Annotated in this window: 13 protein-coding genes; 5 read left to right on the top strand and 8 right to left on the bottom strand. The window is 37.6% G+C overall.

The genetic code is table 11. The features are described from left to right. The first annotated feature begins 142 nt into the window (after window positions 1-142). The 3 genes from AXE83_RS10290 to AXE83_RS10280 all read left to right on the top strand — a co-directional run bounded on the left by AXE83_RS10290 (window position 143) and on the right by AXE83_RS10280 (window position 2931). Window positions 143-832, top strand: coding sequence for a CPBP family intramembrane glutamic endopeptidase (locus AXE83_RS10290; protein ID WP_060956332.1), 690 nt, complete (start codon window positions 143-145; stop codon window positions 830-832). Window positions 833-963: 131 nt separating this feature from the next. Next, the gene (trhO, locus tag AXE83_RS10285; protein WP_060956331.1) at window positions 964-1950 is read left to right on the top strand and encodes an oxygen-dependent tRNA uridine(34) hydroxylase TrhO; all 987 of its coding nucleotides are present in this window, start codon (window positions 964-966) and stop codon (window positions 1948-1950) included. Window positions 1951-2073: 123 nt separating this feature from the next. Beyond that, window positions 2074-2931: a DUF4299 family protein gene (locus tag AXE83_RS10280; protein ID WP_060956330.1), complete on the top strand. Its 858-nt coding sequence runs from the start codon at window positions 2074-2076 to the stop codon at window positions 2929-2931. 156 nt (window positions 2932-3087) lie between these two features. Here AXE83_RS10280 and AXE83_RS10275 read toward each other — a convergent pair whose 3' ends face one another. From AXE83_RS10275 to AXE83_RS10240, 8 genes are all read right to left on the bottom strand, one after another. After that, window positions 3088-4059, bottom strand: coding sequence for a DUF6574 domain-containing protein (locus tag AXE83_RS10275; protein WP_060956329.1), 972 nt, complete (start codon window positions 4057-4059; stop codon window positions 3088-3090). Between the two features lie 88 nt (window positions 4060-4147). Beyond that, complete coding sequence (locus tag AXE83_RS10270; RefSeq protein WP_060956328.1) at window positions 4148-5056, bottom strand: DUF4097 family beta strand repeat-containing protein; 909 nt, start codon at window positions 5054-5056, stop codon at window positions 4148-4150. Beyond that, entirely contained in the window at window positions 5049-5642 is a 594-nt protein-coding gene (locus AXE83_RS10265; RefSeq protein WP_049509999.1) for a DUF1700 domain-containing protein, read from the bottom strand. Before AXE83_RS10265 ends, AXE83_RS10270 begins: the two co-directional genes overlap by 8 nt. Next, window positions 5629-5955 (bottom strand): PadR family transcriptional regulator, encoded by a 327-nt coding sequence (locus tag AXE83_RS10260; RefSeq protein WP_006149048.1) that lies wholly within the window; start codon window positions 5953-5955, stop codon window positions 5629-5631. Before AXE83_RS10260 ends, AXE83_RS10265 begins: the two co-directional genes overlap by 14 nt. Before the next feature lie 173 nt (window positions 5956-6128). Then, on the bottom strand, window positions 6129-6554 hold the full coding sequence (locus tag AXE83_RS10255) for a hypothetical protein (RefSeq protein ID WP_060956327.1): 426 nt from the start codon (window positions 6552-6554) through the stop codon (window positions 6129-6131). 41 nt (window positions 6555-6595) lie between these two features. After that, complete coding sequence (locus AXE83_RS10250) at window positions 6596-8092, bottom strand: hypothetical protein (protein ID WP_060956326.1); 1497 nt, start codon at window positions 8090-8092, stop codon at window positions 6596-6598. 386 nt (window positions 8093-8478) lie between these two features. Then, window positions 8479-12768, bottom strand: a complete 4290-nt coding sequence (locus tag AXE83_RS11480; RefSeq protein ID WP_223299861.1) for a DUF2971 domain-containing protein — start codon at window positions 12766-12768, stop codon at window positions 8479-8481. A gap of 208 nt (window positions 12769-12976) precedes the next feature. Then, complete coding sequence (locus AXE83_RS10240; protein ID WP_060956325.1) at window positions 12977-14143, bottom strand: CynX/NimT family MFS transporter; 1167 nt, start codon at window positions 14141-14143, stop codon at window positions 12977-12979. Window positions 14144-14362: 219 nt separating this feature from the next. Here AXE83_RS10240 and AXE83_RS10235 point away from each other — a divergent pair, with 219 nt between their 5' ends. Both AXE83_RS10235 and AXE83_RS10230 read left to right on the top strand, forming a co-directional pair. Next, window positions 14363-15193: a glycosyltransferase gene (locus AXE83_RS10235; protein WP_060956324.1), complete on the top strand. Its 831-nt coding sequence runs from the start codon at window positions 14363-14365 to the stop codon at window positions 15191-15193. A 69-nt stretch (window positions 15194-15262) separates the two neighbouring features. After that, window positions 15263-17113 carry a nucleoside-diphosphate sugar epimerase/dehydratase gene (locus AXE83_RS10230; RefSeq protein WP_060956323.1) on the top strand — a complete coding sequence of 617 codons (1851 nt, stop codon included), beginning with the start codon at window positions 15263-15265 and terminating at the stop codon, window positions 17111-17113. Window positions 17114-17332 lie beyond the last annotated feature (219 nt).

Genomic DNA, 17332 nt, shown 5'->3' with positions numbered 1-17332 from the left:
TGTATTCATTCCTAAAAAGAGCGATCACTGCCTTGTCTGGTTTTTCCAGATGAGGTGGTGATTCTTTTTAAAGTATTTACATATAATTATTTGTATTCAAAATCATATATTTACTCTTACATATAACGTTGGACGCAGACACATGAAAAAATACCATCTACTCTTTAAAATCAGTGCAATCTTATCTTACTTATTTTTCATATATGGACTCTCTCAGCTAACACTTGTGGTCCAAAATTACTGGCAATTTTCTTCTCAGATTGGGAATTTTTTCTGGATTAAAAATCTTATCAGTCTTGTCTTTATTGGCCTCATGATTTGGATACTAGTCAAGACAGGCCATGGATATCTTTTTGTTATTCCAAAGAAAAAATGGCTATGGTATACAGTTTTGACGGTTTTCGTAACTGTACTTTGCATATCTTTTAATTTTCAAACGGCAAGACATGTACAGTCAACCTCTGAAGGCTGGGCTGTACTAATCGGCTATAGTGGGACAAATTTTGCTGAGTTGGGGCTCTACCTGACCTTATTTTTCCTAGGTCCTCTGATGGAAGAGTTGATTTATAGGGGTTTGTTCCAACACGCCTTCTTTAAAGATTCGAAGCTTGGACTTGACCTGATTCTTCCTTCGGTTTTATTTGCTCTTCCGCACTTTTCTAGCTTTCCAAATTTCTTAGATATTCTTGTTTTTTCGACATTTGGAGTATGTTGTGCTGGATTAACTCGTTATACCAAGAGTATCTATCCTAGCTATGCAGTCCATGTGATTAATAATATTGTAGCAACCTTACCATTTTTGTTAACCTTTCTTCATCGAATATTTAGTTGAAACAAGATCTGAAAATGGTCTTGTTTTCAATTTTCAGTCAAATAAATTGCATTCGCTTTCTTGGGGGAGTATACTGGTATAGTTGAATGAAAAATTCTGATAATTTAATCTTAGAAAAGAGAATCAATCTTATGACAAAAGATATTCGAGTTTTACTTTACTATAAATATGTCCCAATTGAGAACGTGGAACAATTTGCTGCAGACCATTTGGCTTTCTGTAAGTCTATCGGGCTCAAGGGCCGTATCCTAGTGGCTGACGAAGGGATCAACGGAACCGTTTCTGGTGACTACGAAACAACGCAAAAATACATGGACTACGTTCACAGCCTTCCAGGTATGGAAGACCTCTGGTTCAAGATTGACGAAGAAAGTGAGCAAGCCTTCAAGAAGATGTTTGTTCGCTACAAGAAAGAGATTGTCCACCTTGGTTTAGAGGATGATAACTTTGACAACGACATCGATCCCCTTGAAACAACAGGTACTTACTTGTCTCCAAAAGAATTCAAAGAAGCTCTTCTAGACGAAGATACAGTTGTCCTTGATACTCGTAATAACTACGAGTACGATCTTGGACATTTCCGTGGAGCTATTCGTCCGGATATCCGCAATTTCCGTGAATTACCACAATGGGTTCGTGATAACAAGGAAAAATTCATGGACAAGCGCGTCGTTGTTTACTGTACTGGTGGAGTCCGTTGTGAGAAATTCTCTGGTTGGATGGTTCGTGAAGGCTATAAAGACGTGGGTCAATTGCATGGAGGAATCGCCACTTACGGGAAAGACCCAGAAGTTCAAGGCGAACTTTGGGATGGAAAAATGTATGTCTTTGACGAGCGTATCGCAGTCGATGTCAACCATGTCAATCCAACCATTGTAGGGAAGGATTGGTTTGATGGAACACCATGTGAACGCTATGTCAACTGTGGAAATCCATTTTGTAACCGTCGTATCTTGGCATCAGAAGACAACGAAGATAAATATCTCCGTGGTTGCTCACACGAGTGCCGTGTTCACCCACGTAATCGCTATGTTTTAGAACATGAATTGACGCAAGACCAAGTTATCGAGCGTTTAGCAGCGATTGGTGAGAACCTAGATCATTCTGAAGTTGTATAATAGTATCAACAGTCCTGATGGGCTGTTTTTCTATGCTTTTGACTAAAAAATCTTAAATTTGTTTCTGCATCTTTCAGGAAAATGGTGTATACTATATGTAAACGATTTCAAAGGAGACCATTTATGGTGAAAACATTTTTTATTCCAAATAAACAAAGTATTTTAGGACAACAGGAGATTCTAACAGCTAAGTCAGTCTTGGCCCTAGTAGATGGCTTAGAGTCACATAGTTATGATGCTGTCTATCTTCGTCAACCCCTCAATCGCCTTGAGTATATCGAGTGTGGAATCGTAGGTAAGTCTCAATTTCTCTTTAAAGTTCGTTATGTAGATGCTCAAAAAGGCTATCAAGTGATCATTCCTGACTTAATTACAAGAGCTGACTGGGAAATTGTAGAAGCTCTCTTGCAAGCCTTGTCTAGCAAGGTTGGTGAATCTGTTGAAGGTTTGGCAGACTTTGATTTGGAAAACTATTTCCAAGAAACGGTTAAGAACTATCTAGCTGATAAGGCTGCTCGTTTAGGTTTCTGTCAGGGTATTCTATCAACTATTTACTTTGATAAGAAGGATTTGGAAAGTTTCCTAGAAGAAGATGGACTGGCACGTTTTGAAGAATTAGTTAAGAGGGTTCAAGGGTCAGATGCTTATCCTGCAAGTGCTAAATTCTACCCAGATAGTGAGGGTAAGGTTCATGGAATCTACCACCTGGCTCAAGGAGTAAAGACTATTTTGCCAAAAGGTCCTGTTGTTCCTGTGCCTTATGTTGAGCAGTTGGCTGGTAAGGATCTTGTCTGGGAGATTGACCTGGTGAAAATCTCTGGAGATGGTTCTAAACCTGAAGACTATGAAGCGGTAGCTAGACTGGATTACCAAGCCTTTTTAGAAGTTCTTCCAAAGGAACTTTGTCAGGATTTGGATGCCAACCAAATAGTGGTAGGACCTGTTTTGGGGGAAGATTTTGAAGCTTTAGCAAATAGATAAATAAGGAATCTGTGACAAAAGTTTCTATAAAGTTAAAAAGCGGACAAGATTAGTTTTCTGATTATCAGAATTCTGTCTTGTTCGCTTTTTTTGTTTTTAAAATTTTATAGTAATGATCCTCTAAAGCTAATATCTTTCTATCTCGCTACCTTTATCTTACATAAAAGCTAGGATTCGTAAATATTCAAAAACCAGAGTCATTTCCGCTAGGAAGAAGAGAAATAGGATACCACCGTTAACTAGAAATGCTAAGAGAAGGCGATAGAAGGAGTCAGTTTGGCTATCTTTACTTGGTCTTGAGATGGTATAGAGGTTGGCAAGAAGTACCAGACCAATGCTAATGAGGCAGAGAAGAGCCGCAAAGCGTAGACTATTAAAGAAGGCAAAGAAACTCGCAATACCCGTGAGCAGGAGTGGAAGGGCGAAGAGTCTGCTGTACTCTTGCAAGGCTTTTTCTAGTGTCCAGTCATTGTCCTGATTGACAAAACGTTTAACCACGAATCCACCCATAAGGATAGAAAAGAAGAATAAGCTTGTAGCTACCAAGATGGAGAAGATAGAAAAGAGATTCAGTGAAGGGAACTGCTCGATGGCATGAGAGTTGATAGCCGCCATATGGCCGTAGTAGTCATGCTTGATATGATAAATCGCACAGAAGAAACTAAGAGCAGAAAATATGGTCAGCAGCGCAAAGGCATTATAACTATGTTTTTTATCTGTATCAATGCTTGCTGTCGGTTCTTTAAGGGCTCCTTGTAGCCAAACCCACTGATCAGCCAGTTCTTCTTTGAAAACTGCAAATACTGCTGTTTTTGTAGATACAGAATCTGGTAAAAACGGACTTTCCAAAGACTTGCTAGTCAAAGATTGACTTTTCTGAGAAACTTCTTTAACAGGTTCTTCTGACTCGTCTATCTTTTCTAATTTTTCAGCGAGCTCTTCAGTCTCTACAGTTTCCTCACTAGTTTCCTTATCTTCTGGGTTGGCTTGAGGATTTTCCTCAACTACTGGCGCCTCTTCTCTTGTCTCTGCATCTTCTTCAAGGAGAACTGAGTCGGATGGGCTATCTTTTTTATCATTGTTGGCTGTTTTTTCGAAATCAGCACTTTCAAACCATTCTTGAGTCATAATAGACCTCCCTTTTTTTGATTAATTTTTGAGTAGTAACTACTAGTTGTCTTTATTCATGATTTCTATAAGAAAGCAAGCGATCTTATTAGGGGAAATAGATACTTTGATTCGATTTTGCGACGAGGAGATCTTGCGTATCTTTTTTTTCTGTTTTGTAAGGGTTCGCTAATGCTTCACCTTTACTGCCTCCCGTAGGTATGTCACGTCTGTCTCGATGCCAACGATAGATATCACCATGTTCAGCAGAAAACTCAACATTGATTCGCTCAAGTTCCTTTTGGGATAACTCGAGTGAGATATCTTTTCTTGCCTCGAATTCCACTCTACCGTGCACTTGGATATCGTCTGCCTTGATATGTTCATGATCTGCTTGGATGCGGCTATCTGTTAGACTGGTTTCAAATACATTGACAATTCCAACTGTGGTTAGTTGGCTATTTTTAATCTCGCTATCAGTGATACGAAGAAGATAGCCATTTGACAGAATCTTGGCATTGCTGAGTTTTGCATTAGCAATTGAAAGGATACGATGGTTTACCTGGGCAGTTAGATTTTTTAAGTCTTTTCCTCTTGGTAATGAGAGAACAACTTCATCATTGCGACTAGAAATTCCGCTTGCGATATAGAGAATACCCTCGATACTAGAACCTATAGAGCGACGTGTAGTTGACTTGGTGTCAGTTATTTCAAGACTTTTCTCTTTGATAGAGTGTTGAAGATTTTCTTTTTCAGAGATGGTTGGATGGTACTGGATGTGAATCTTATCATCGCTTGACTCCGTAATGACAAGCGAATGTTCTGTTAGTGAGATGTTTAGATTTTCAATATCTTGATCAAAAACGAGTTCTTCCATTCGACTTTCAAATACTGGATTTTGAGACATTGCAAGGAGGCTTCTGACACCATCTGTTTGGATCCCGATGATCATCATGGAAAAACCAATGATACTGGTAACAACACCAAAGATAAGAAATCCTTTTGTCCATTTACGCATGTCTTTCACCTCTCTTTCCTCTATTAAGAATCCATTGGATAAGTCGAAGGACTAGTAATCCAAAGAAACGGGTCACATAGGAAGTTGCTAGCAAGACTAGGGATGAAGCTCCGATAGCTAGTAAACCTCCACCAAAAATCAGAATAAAAGCAGATGTAGATTCAGCCAGGACGTAGAAGCTTTCAAATAGGAGAATAGCTCCGAGAACCATTCCAGCTGCTGATACAGCAAAGAAGGCTATAAGTACGCTGACAGCAGCGATAAAAATCCCGATGATAGCCATGAGAAGACCAATTCCGACCGGAATTCCGATAGGAGCTGCAAGAAGGGCTAGTAGAGCGATGCGTAAAATATGGCGGTCGTTCTTGCTGGAATTTTCTTCGTTGATTTTCTTATCAAGAAGTGTAGTCAGGACATCATGGGCAGCTTCTTTTGGACTTCCCAAGCTAGCGATAAGCTCCTCCTCACCTTCTGGACCCGCATCATCAAAGAGTTCTTTGAAGTAATCCATGGCTTCAATGCGATCAGATTGAGGAAGCTTCATCAGATAGGCTTCAAGCTGATTCAAATATTCAGTTCTTGTCATGGCGAATGCTCCCTTCTATGATGCCATTGATAGTGTCAGTGTAGAGTGTCCACTCTTCTCTGAGTACAAATAGTTGCTCCTCCCCAATCTCTGTCAAGGAGTAGTACTTCCGCATCCGACCTTGGTATTCGCGAGAGTATGTAGTCAGATAGCGGTTGGTATCCAGTTTTTTCAAGATGGGGTAGAGGGTAGATTCCTTGATTTTGGCAATGAGTTTAATGGTTTGGCTAATCTCATAACCATAGGAATCCCCTTGTTCTAGGATGGCCAAGATGAGAAATTCAATCAAAGCCGCTGATGTTGGAAAATACATGGGGCACCTCCTTTTTTAGTATGTAAAAATTTTATATATAATTATTCTACACATACATCATACATCTATTTGTAAGCCCTGTCAAGCAATATGTGTAAAATTTTTATATATAAAAAATCTTCTAATGAAAACTAGAAGATTGGAGGATGTTTTGTATCAATTTGGGGCAATGCTTATCTGTAATCCTCATCATAAATGGGCGGAAGATAAAAATACTTGTCTTCAATCTTGATTTTGGCACAGAGGATGCCGTTTTGATAGACATATCCGTTAAATGGAGGATAGCTATCCAAGTTTTTTAGGATATTCTCAGGCAAGGATCTGAAATTGTAATCCCTCAAGGCCCCAGAACCAATCAATCTTTCAGTCCGATAAGCCTTGATTTCTTTTTCATATTTTTTGAGAAATGCTTCTCGTTTCCTTTCAAAGAGAGCCAAATCTCCGTCATCTAACTCGTAATAACGGTCGTAACTAGCAATCCAAGAAATATGAACACACAGTAAAGATTTTTCTATCTCTGGAGAGTAGCCGATTGTAAAGTAATTTTCTTTGTCGACCTGCCGATTTTCTACTGTGATAGTCTGTATAAAGTTAGTCATGATAATCTCCGTTTCAAGAATGAACTAGAAAGGCTTCTCATTTAAAAATCTTTTAGCTCATCAAAGATTTCTATAAATTTTTCTTTGTCCATCCCTAAATCTTCAGGTAGTAAATCTAAGATCTCGACCAGGGCATCATAGATATCCTCTCTCTCGATTGTTTCAATAAAACAGTTACGCTTGTCCATTTTATTGAAACCTTGAGTATATTCTCTTATGAGGACTTCTATGTGTTTCATAGTGTCCTCGTTGGGGTTTCCTAGAAGCTTTATAACACTTGCTCTAGTCTTTCTATATAGAGAGGCTGCTTTTTTTTCGTTTGCGGTTGAAATATTTTCTTGTCCATCCCATGAGCGAAATGGATTATCTAGGTTTTGGGCTAGCCATTCAGCTTTTCTCGGTTTTGTTATCCAAAGATTCAGTCCCTTGTCCTGCTGTTTTTTATAATATTTTTTGGCTATTTTAGCGGCCTCTTCTGGTAAGCTGCTCATCCAAAACATGCTTAATCGAGGTAAATCTTCTGGTTTGGGAATATCCTCTGCAGTAAAGCCAAACAAATCAACAGTGGAAAAATTGACTAACTCTTTGAACTCTGATAATTTGTGGAAATTAAGAATATGACCAGGTTTCCCCCACAATCTTAATTCCCTAAGCCTTGGATAGTTATTCAAGACTTGCGCAAAATCTATTTCAAGGATGTTAGAACAATGGATGGCTCCTAAATCTTTTAAACCCAGCACCTTAGGTAGAGAACGATCAAGTTGTAATCGTAAGCTGGCTCCATGGTCCTTTACAAGTATCTGACAATTGTCGCTCATGTCTCCTAATAAGACTAGCACCTCCAAATCATTGTTCAATCTAAGTTCCTCTACGCCTGTCAAATCAATGGAAAGCCGATGTATGGATGTCTTGGAAAAATCCAGTTTTGTTTGTCCATGATTTTTAAGAACTAGTTCTGTAATAAAAGGAGTTGACTGTAAATACTCATATAAATTTTTGTGCCATCTCGTTAATGTCAACTTAGATAAACAAGGAAAGACCTTTAATTCTAATGCGTCTTCAAAAGGCGTCCACTCGTCATTGATATTGTGTTTAGAAATACGGCACTCATTTCCTGCAAATGAAACTTTTTCCTTGCTTTTATCTGCTTTCTTAAATAAATCTCTTTTTTCTTTTGGTATTTCTTGCCATTTCAGTTGCCTATAAATATCGTAACCATTCCCCCAAAACATAGCATATGTGTTTGTGCTTTCAGTTGTTAATGGTGTTGTATTACCAATAAAAATATAATGTGACGGTACATGAATATCAACATTACTAAGCTGTAAGTTTCTTTCCCAGTACATAAAATCTATATAGAGTGGCTTCAAAGAAGATGGTTCTTCTTCTCTAAGAGGTTGTTCTCCTGACCAGTCTAATGACAGTAGGACAGCCTGCGACTTTTTCTCCCCCTCTTCGATCTTGGTTATCTGGCAAGCTATGTATTTTTTTAGATGGAAATTGTAAACACAATAGACGTCCCCTGCTTTTGCTAGCATACAAATTTCTCCTTACATGATTCAATGGTCTTTGGTTAATCGAGATTTTTTATCCAATCAAAATTACTTAATGGCATTAAAACAATCATAAATGCAGACGTTTATAATTTCTACTTTAGCATCGCTTCAACTATCAATTCCCAAAGTAATAATCTTTTATGTACCCAAATAGTGCTACTTCTAATAAATTGTAACCGGAGCTTTCCTAGCTTTATTATACCATTTTTGCGCGTAGGAACAGCAGTATGCTTGGTAAATCTATACTTTTTAAAATGTTGTGAAGATACAAAAAAACCAGACTCAGTCTGGCTTTCATATCATTTGGATTTTAGGTAAATTCTCTTAGATTTTATGAGTGTTATTTAGAATAGAGAATAGGAATGTATCTATCTGAATTTTATCGTAGATTTTTTATAATCAATATTTCCATCCAATAGTTTTAGTAAAGGAGTTACATACTCAGGATTCGGAAACTTGGGACCGAAAATAACTTCACCGATTTGAATTGAATTTTTTCGTTCTACATAAAGTTTACCTACTCCAGAGGTTTTATCAATTTTTATTTCCTTATTGCTAGGGTCTAGGTTGGCATAGCGTAAGATACGAAGTTCATTTTCATATTTGTAATCGACAGATTTAAATAAGTAGCGAATTTCTTCGATACATTCAGAAATAGCATTTTGATAGTTCTCCTCCTTAACTTTTGAACCACTATCTAGTTTTTTCTTTAAACTATTCAACATTTTTGCTAAATCTTCTATTTCGGACTTACTAAATAGTTCGGTTTGTTCAAGTTCTATATCTTCATCTATATCTTTATCTTTATCTATATTTTTAACATAGGCTATTCTATAGAGATAATCACTATTCCCTTTTGGTACATTCTCTTTTTTTTCAGATTTCGATCTTTTTTCTTCATCTTTAATAGCTATAGTTGGTTTAATATTATTTAATTCATTTGGTGAGCTTTTTAAATCGTACAATAGAGTAGATTCTATCGTATTCACTGTCTCTACTATGGGGATGGCCTCTTTACGCCACGAAACATCATTGAAGGAAGTAAATCTAGAAAAATCATCTTCACGAAGTACTAGACAAACACCTTTGGCATCATCACCATACTGGGACCACATAGCTAGATCATCCGTTTTGCTAGTAAAACTCATTAAAAACCATGAGCTTGGTTCTAAGATATCTCGTCTATCTAAACCTAATATCTTTTCTATGACGATTCCTTCTTCAGGATCATTCATATAATTAGCATTATACAAGCGAGTTTTCCCAGATACCGAAAAAGTATTTTTCTTCTTTTCATTCTCCTCTTGATCTAACATAACTTGTAGAGTACTCCCTTTGGTATAATGACCAAATTGAAGCTCCTTATTATCTTCTTTCAAACCAAGTTTAAATTTGATTTCTTGAACGATCCTATAGATATCTATTAGTTGATTGAGTTTATCTTTATCTTTAACCTCTTTATAGTATTCAATCCAACCATTTAAAATATCATATTTTGTATTTAAAACTAGTTTACGATCTGAACCAAGTTTAAGGTTTAAAGCACGAATTAGTAGTTCTCTGTCTGTGTCGATATTAGAATTTAAACACAGCTTATCTAAAATTTTTGTGAGACTAGTAGTTGGAATCTTATCTGTATCCAATTTTATAGCAGGGTTGTTTTGTAACATATCCACTAGAATATTAAATATTTCAACGCTAGAAACATTTTTTAAGATATCTAATATTTTATTAACTATATCCTCGATATCATCTTGCAGATTTGAAAGATTGACTAGAGTCTTAGCATAGCGTAATGCAATGTCTTCAGAATACTTGAAGAGTTCAAAAATTTGTTCGATTTTATTGATAGTATTCAGTAATTCTTCGCCCTCTTCTTGGTCAACAGACGAATTGAACAGAACCATAGTATAACGTAAGGCAATATCTTCAGAATGCTTGAAGAGCTTAAAAATTTGTTCGACTTTATTTGCAGTGTTCAAACGTTCCTCAACATTTTCTTGTTTAGCTGACAAATTGACTAAAGCCATAGCATAATGTAAGGCAATATCTTCAGAATGCTTGAAGAGTTCAAAAATTTGTCTGATTTCATTGGCAGTATTCAGTAATTCCTCAACATTTTCTTGTTTAACCGCCAAATTGAACAGAACCATAGTATAATGTAAGGCAATATCTTCAGAATGCTTGAAGAGTTTAAAAATTTGTCTGATTTCATTGGCAGTATTCAGTAATTCCTCAACATTTTCTTGTTCAAACGACAAATTGACTAAAGCCATTGTATAATGTAAGGCAATGCGTTCAGAATGCTCGAAGAGCTCAAAAATTTGTTCGATTTCCTTGACAGTGTTCAGTAATTCCTCAACATTTCCTTGTTTAGCTGACAGATTGACTAAAGCCATTGTGTAACGTAATGCAATGGCTTCGGAATGCTTAAAGAACTCAAAAATTTGTTTGATCGTCTTGGCAGCGTTTAATCGATCCTCGACATTTTCTTGTTTAGCTGACAAATTGACTAAAGCCATAGCATAATGTAAGGCAATATCTTCAGAATGTTTGAAGAGTTCAAAAGCTTGTTCGATTTTATTGGCAGTGTTTAAACGTTCCTCAACATTTCCTTGTTTAGTTGACAAATCGACTAAAGCCATAGCATACCGTAAGGCAATGTCTTCAGAATGCTTGAAGAGCTCAAAAGTTTGTTCGATTTTATTGGCAGTGTTCAATCGATCCTCAACATTTTCTTGTTCAAATGACAAATTGGCTAAAGCTATAGCATACCGTAAGGCAATACTTTCAGAGTGCTTGAAGAGCTCAAAAATTTGTTCGATTTCCTTGACAGTGTTCAGTAATTCCTCAACATTTCCTTGTTTAGCTGACAGATTGACTAAAGCCATAGCATAATGTAAGGCAATATCTTCAGAATGCTTGAAGAGCTCAAAAGTTTGTTCGATTTTATTGGTAGTATTCAGTAATTCCTCAACATTTTCTTGTTTAGCTGACAGATTGACTAAAGCCATAGCATAACGTAATGCAATACTTTCAGAGTGCTTGAAGAGCTCAAAAATTTGTTCAACTGCCTTAGCAGTGTTCAATCGATCCTCAACATTTCCTTGTTTAACTGACAAATTGACTAAAGCCATTGTATAATGTAAGGCAATGCGTTCAGAATGCTCGAAGAGCTCAAAAATTTGTTCGATTTCCTTGACAGTGTTCAGTAATTCCTCAACATTTCCTTGTTTAGCTGACAGATTGACTAAAGCCATTGTGTAACGTAATGCAATGGCTTCGGAATGCTTAAAGAACTCAAAAATTTGTTTGATCGTCTTGGCAGCGTTTAATCGATCCTCGACATTTTCTTGTTTAGCTGACAAATTGACTAAAGCCATAGCATAATGTAAGGCAATATCTTCAGAATGCTTAAAGAGCTCAAAAATTTGTTCAACTACCTTGGCAGTGTTCAGTAATTCCTCAACATTTTCTTGTTTAGCTGACAAATCAACTAAAGCCATAGCATAACGTAATGCAATACTTTCAGAATGCTTGAAGAGCTCAAAAATTTGTTTGACTGCATTGGCAGTGTTCAGTAATTCCTCAACATTTTCTTGTTCAAATGACAAATTGGCTAAAGTTCTAGTATATTGTAAAGCAATGTCTTCCGAGTGCTTGAAGCTATCAAAAATTTGTTCAACTGCATTGGCAGCGTTCAGTAATTCCTCAACATTTTCTTGTTTAGCTGATAAATTGGCTAGAGCTATAGTATAATGTAATGCAATGGTTTCAGAGTGCTTGAAGCTATCAAAAATTTGTTTGACTGCAATGGAAGTTTTCAATCGATCCTCAACATTTTTTTGTTCAAATGACAAATTGGCTAAAGTTCTAGTATATTGTAAAGCAATGTCTTCCGAGTGCTTGAAGCTATCAAAAATTTTTTCAACTGCATTGGCAGTATTCAGTAAATCCTCAACATTTTCTTGTTTAGCTGACAAATTAACTAAAACCATAGCATACCGTAAGGCAATACTATCAGAGTGCTTGAAGCTATCAAAAATTTGTTCAACTGCATTGGCAGTGTTCAATCGCTCCTCAACATTTTCTTGTTCAAACGACAAATTGGCTAAAGTTCTAGTATAATGTAATGCAATATCTTCAGAGTGCTTGAAGCTATCAAAAATTTGTTTGACTGCTTTGCTAGTCTTCAGTAAATCCTCAACATTATCTTGTTTAGCTGATAAATTGACTAAAGCCATAGCATATTGTAAAGCAATGTCTTCAGACTGGTTGAAACACTCGAAAATTTCTTTGATGTTTTTTGCAGTGTTTATTCGCTCCTCAACATTTTCTTGTTTAGCTGATAAATTTACTAAAGTCATAATATATTGTAAAGCAATGTCTTCAGACTGGTTGAAACGCTCGAAAATTTCTTTGATGTTTTTTGCAGTGTTTATTCGCTCCTCAACATTCACTTGTTCAACCAACAAATTGAAAAGAAGCATAGCATAAAGTAAAGCAGTGTCTTCTGATTCAGAGTATTGTTCATAAATTATTCTTGCTTTTTCTGCTAGAGCTTCACATATAGCCTTATCTGTTTCCTTGACCGATAAGTCAAGGAGCTTACCTAACTCTTCTAAACTTTGTTCCAAATTGTATTTCTGTTCATCCATACTATGCCCTCACTTTGAAATAGTAATTATTGCTAGTTAAAACTAATCTGCCTTTTCGTTTCACTATTAGTTTTTACATATTTTATTATATCAAAAACAAGATTATTCTACTAGCATATCTATGATGATTTTATATCTCGAATCCCCAAAAAAGCCAGACATCCGTCTGGCTTGAAAAGTATTTCTCGTTGAGTTGAATTTCAACCTTTTAAAGGATTTTATCCGCTCGATCCACCATAAAGAGGGAGATTGTCATGATTACATCAATGATGAGGAGAGCCAGAACAGCTGGAATCCAAGATTGAAACATGTCAAAACTATAGCCAAACAGAGTTGGTCCAAAGGCTGCTAGGATGTAACCACCGGTCTGGGCAAGTCCAGATAATTGGGCTGTCTTTTCAGGGGAGCTAGTTTTGATGGAGAAGCAAACCATGAGATAAGGGAAAAGAGCGCTACAAGCAGTACCAATCAAGAGATGCGCTACTAACCAGTAAAGGAAACTCTTGCTCGGGTATAGGAGCATAGCAATTCCAAGCATTCCAGCGAGAGAGATGACTGTCAGCATGATTTGACGGTGACGATTGGACAAACGAGTTGTTAAACTTGGAATGGTCATCGAGAAGGGGATACTGATCAGTGAAAAGATAGAAGCCAGAAGACCAGCGTCCGTATGAGATAGTCCTGCACTGATGGCCATGGTTGGTAACCAGGTCATGCTAGTATAGAAGAGCAAGGACTGAAGTCCGCCGAATACAATAATAGCCCAAACTTTCTTGTCTTTTAGAATGTTCTCTTTCTTTTGTTTTTTCTCATGTCCTTCTAGAAAATGATTGTGGCGATGATTGGGAAACCAGACAGCTAAAGTGAGTAGGCAGACAAAGGATAGGCAGAGGATCAAGCCTTTCCAAGATGTCGCCTGAGTAATGGGAACAGAGAGATAGGAAGCAAGAGCTGTTGCGATTCCCATGGAAGTCACATAAACCGTCGTCAGGAGACTAATCTTTTGTGGATAGTTGGCCTGAATGGCACTAGGAAGAAGTACGTTAAAAATAGCGACACTAGCTCCGATGAGTAGGGTTCCCAGATAAAGTAGTGGGAGATTAAAGATACGAATCGCTGAACCCACGGTCAAGACGAGGAGGCTGTAGGTAAAAAGGTGCTCGAGTCCAATCTTTTGAGCCAAACGCGTCGCAAAAGAGGAGAAAAGAGCAAACATTAAGAGAGGAAGGCTGGTCAAAACTCCAAGTGAGCTGACCTCAACTCCTAAACCTTGAGCAATATCTCCTAAAATAGTCGGTAAGGCCGTAAAAGGAGCTCTTAAGACCGCTCCGATTAAGATAATTCCTAGAATAAAAAAGAGTGATCGTTTTTTCATGTGAACCTCTCTAAGATGATTTTTATAACAGCTTATTTTAGGTTTTTTTCTAAGAGATGTCAAGCCAGAGCAGGGAGATTCGGTGTTTTACTTAAACTAAATAAAAGTAAAGTAGGACGAGTTGTTTACTAGTTTTTTTCTGGGATTCAAATAAAAATAGGAAAGTCTGGGAATTTGTGATAAAATAGTGAAAGAAAATCTATAAATTGGAGAACTACTGTGTCTGAAAATCGGAAATTTAGTGTCTTGATGTCAGTCTATGTTAAAGAAAATCCAGCCTTTCTAGAAGAGGCAGTAGAGAGTATCTTACATCAAACGCTCAAACCTAGCGAAGTGGTAATCGTCGAAGATGGACCACTGACACCTGAACTCTATCAAGTTTTGGAAAAATTGGAAGCACAGTCAAGTATTCCAATCAAACGTTGTCCGCTTGAGCAAAATCGCGGCTTAGGTTTGGCGCTTCAGTACGGTGTCTTACAGTGCCAATATGACGTCATTGCTCGTATGGATACAGATGATATTGCAGTCGAAGACCGTTTCGAACAACAGTTTGACTTGATGGAAAAGGAAAACTTGGACTTGCTGGGTGGTCATATCGCAGAATTTATTGACCAACCTGACGAGATTGTGTCTTACCGTCGTGTACCGATTAAGCATGAGGATATCATTGCTTACCAACGTATGAGAAGTGCCTTTAATCACATGACTGTTATGTTCAAAAGAGAGATGGTTTTAAAAGCAGGCAACTACGAAGACGGTCTTTATATGGAAGATGACCTCCTCTGGCTCAATATGATTAGCGCTGGTGCTCGGACTGGGAATGTGGACCAGATTCTGTGTAAGGTGCGCGTGGGAGCGGGGATGTTTGAACGCCGTGGTGGTCTTCGTTATCTCAAACTCTATCGCCAAGCACGTCAAAGAATGCACGCGCGTGGACAGATTTCTTATGGTGAATATCTGAAAAGTGTTTTAATCCAAGTTGTCGTTGCCCTATGTCCAGGCTTTGTGCGACAATTTATCTTTTTAAAACTATTGAGAAAAAGCAAATAGCTCATCAGTTTTAAAAAATGTCTTGTAATTACTAGAAAATGTGATTTTGTGTAGGAGGATACCATTCACATGAATAAAAAAATGACAGATTATGTAATTGATCTGGTTGAAGTGTTAAATAAACAACAAAAACAAGTCTTTTGGGGGATTTTTGATGCTGCCAGCATGATTTCCTCAATCATTGTTTCTTATATCTTGTTTTATGGATTGATCAATCCAGCTCCTGTGGACTATGTCATCTATACTAGCTTGACCTTCCTTTTCTATCAAATCATGATTGGATTCTGGGGGCTTAATGCCAGCATTAGTCGCTATAGCAAAATCACAGACTTTATGAAGATATTCATCGGAGTAAGTGTCAGCAGTGTCTTGTCTTATCTTCTTTGTTATGCCTTCTTGCCACTTTTCTCTGTGCGCTTTATTGTCCTCTTTATCTTGTTGACAACCTTCTTGATTCTCTTCCCTCGTATCACTTGGCAGTTGATCTATTCTAGACGTAAAAAGAGTGATGGAGAAGGGGAACATCGTCGTACCTTCTTGATTGGTGCGGGAGACGGTGGAGCTCTCTTTATGAACAGCTACCAGCATCCTACGAGTGATCTTGAGTTAGTGGGTGTTTTGGACAATGATGAAAAGAAAAAAGGTCAAAAACTAGGAGGAATCCCAGTCTTAGGATCTTATGAACAGTTACCAGAACTCTCAAAACGTCATCAGATTGAAAAAGTTATCGTTGCGATTCCTTCTCTTGATCCATCCGAGTATGAGCGTATCCTAAAAATGTGTAACCAACTTGGCTTGAAGTGTTATAAGATGCCCAAGATTGAGTCGGTTGTACAAGGATTGCATCCTCAGGTAGGTGGTTTCCAAAAAATCGATATTACGGACCTTTTGGGACGTAAAGAAATTCAACTAGATGAGTCACGCCTAGGCTCAGAAATTACTGGAAAAACCATCTTAGTAACAGGTGCAGGAGGTTCTATCGGGTCTGAGATTTGCCGTCAGGTTAGTCGCTTTAATCCAGAGCGCGTGGTTCTCTTGGGGCATGGGGAAAACTCCATTTATCTGATCTATCATGAATTGATTCGTAGCTTCCAAGGAATTGACTATGTTCCTGTGATTGCAGACATCCAAGACTACGATCGCTTGCTTCAAGTATTTGAGCAGTACCAACCAGCCATTGTTTACCACGCTGCTGCCCATAAGCACGTGCCAATGATGGAACGTAATCCCAAAGAAGCCTTTAAGAATAATATCCTCGGAACTTATAATGTTGCCAAGGCAGTTGACGCCGCTAAGGTACCGAAGATGGTCATGATTTCGACAGATAAGGCTGTTAATCCACCAAATGTTATGGGAGCTACCAAACGTGTGGCAGAGTTGATTGTTACAGGATTTAACCAACGTAGCCAGTCTACCTATTGTGCGGTTCGTTTTGGGAATGTTCTCGGTAGCCGTGGTAGTGTGATTCCAGTATTTGAGCGTCAGATTGCAGAGGGTGGTCCAGTGACTGTGACAGACTTCCGTATGACTCGTTACTTTATGACCATTCCAGAAGCTAGCCGTTTAGTGATCCATGCAGGAGCTTATGCTAAAGATGGAGAAGTCTTTATTCTTGATATGGGCAAACCAGTTAAAATTTATGATTTGGCCAAGAAAATGGTTCTTCTCAGTGGACGTACTGAAAATGAAATTCCAATTGTAGAAGTGGGAATCCGTCCAGGTGAGAAACTCTATGAGGAGTTGTTGGTATCTACTGAATTGGTTGATAATCAAGTCATGGATAAGATTTTTGTTGGTAAAGTTAATGTCATGCCACTTGAAGTTATCAATCAAAAGATTGAAGAATTCCGTATCTTGCAAGGTTCAGAGTTGAAGCAAGCCATTATCGGTTTTGCAAATGAAACAACTCACACTCATTAAAAAAGAAAAAGGTATGATTCCTAGCTTCATGTTAGAAGCGAGTGGAATCATACCTTTTATGATAACGAATGGTCCTTTACCAATTTTTATACGAACTTGTCATTGTTGAACATTTATGGTAAACTAAATTTATACTATTTGAAAATCAAAGTAAATAAGGTCTGTGTCGTTTTACCGTACTTAGATATGGTTTATAACTGACTTTCTGATTTGTTTTTC

The organism is Streptococcus sp. oral taxon 431, assembly GCF_001553685.1.
Taxonomy (GTDB): Bacteria; Bacillota; Bacilli; order Lactobacillales; family Streptococcaceae; genus Streptococcus.
This window is presented reverse-complemented; position numbering and strand designations above follow the sequence as displayed.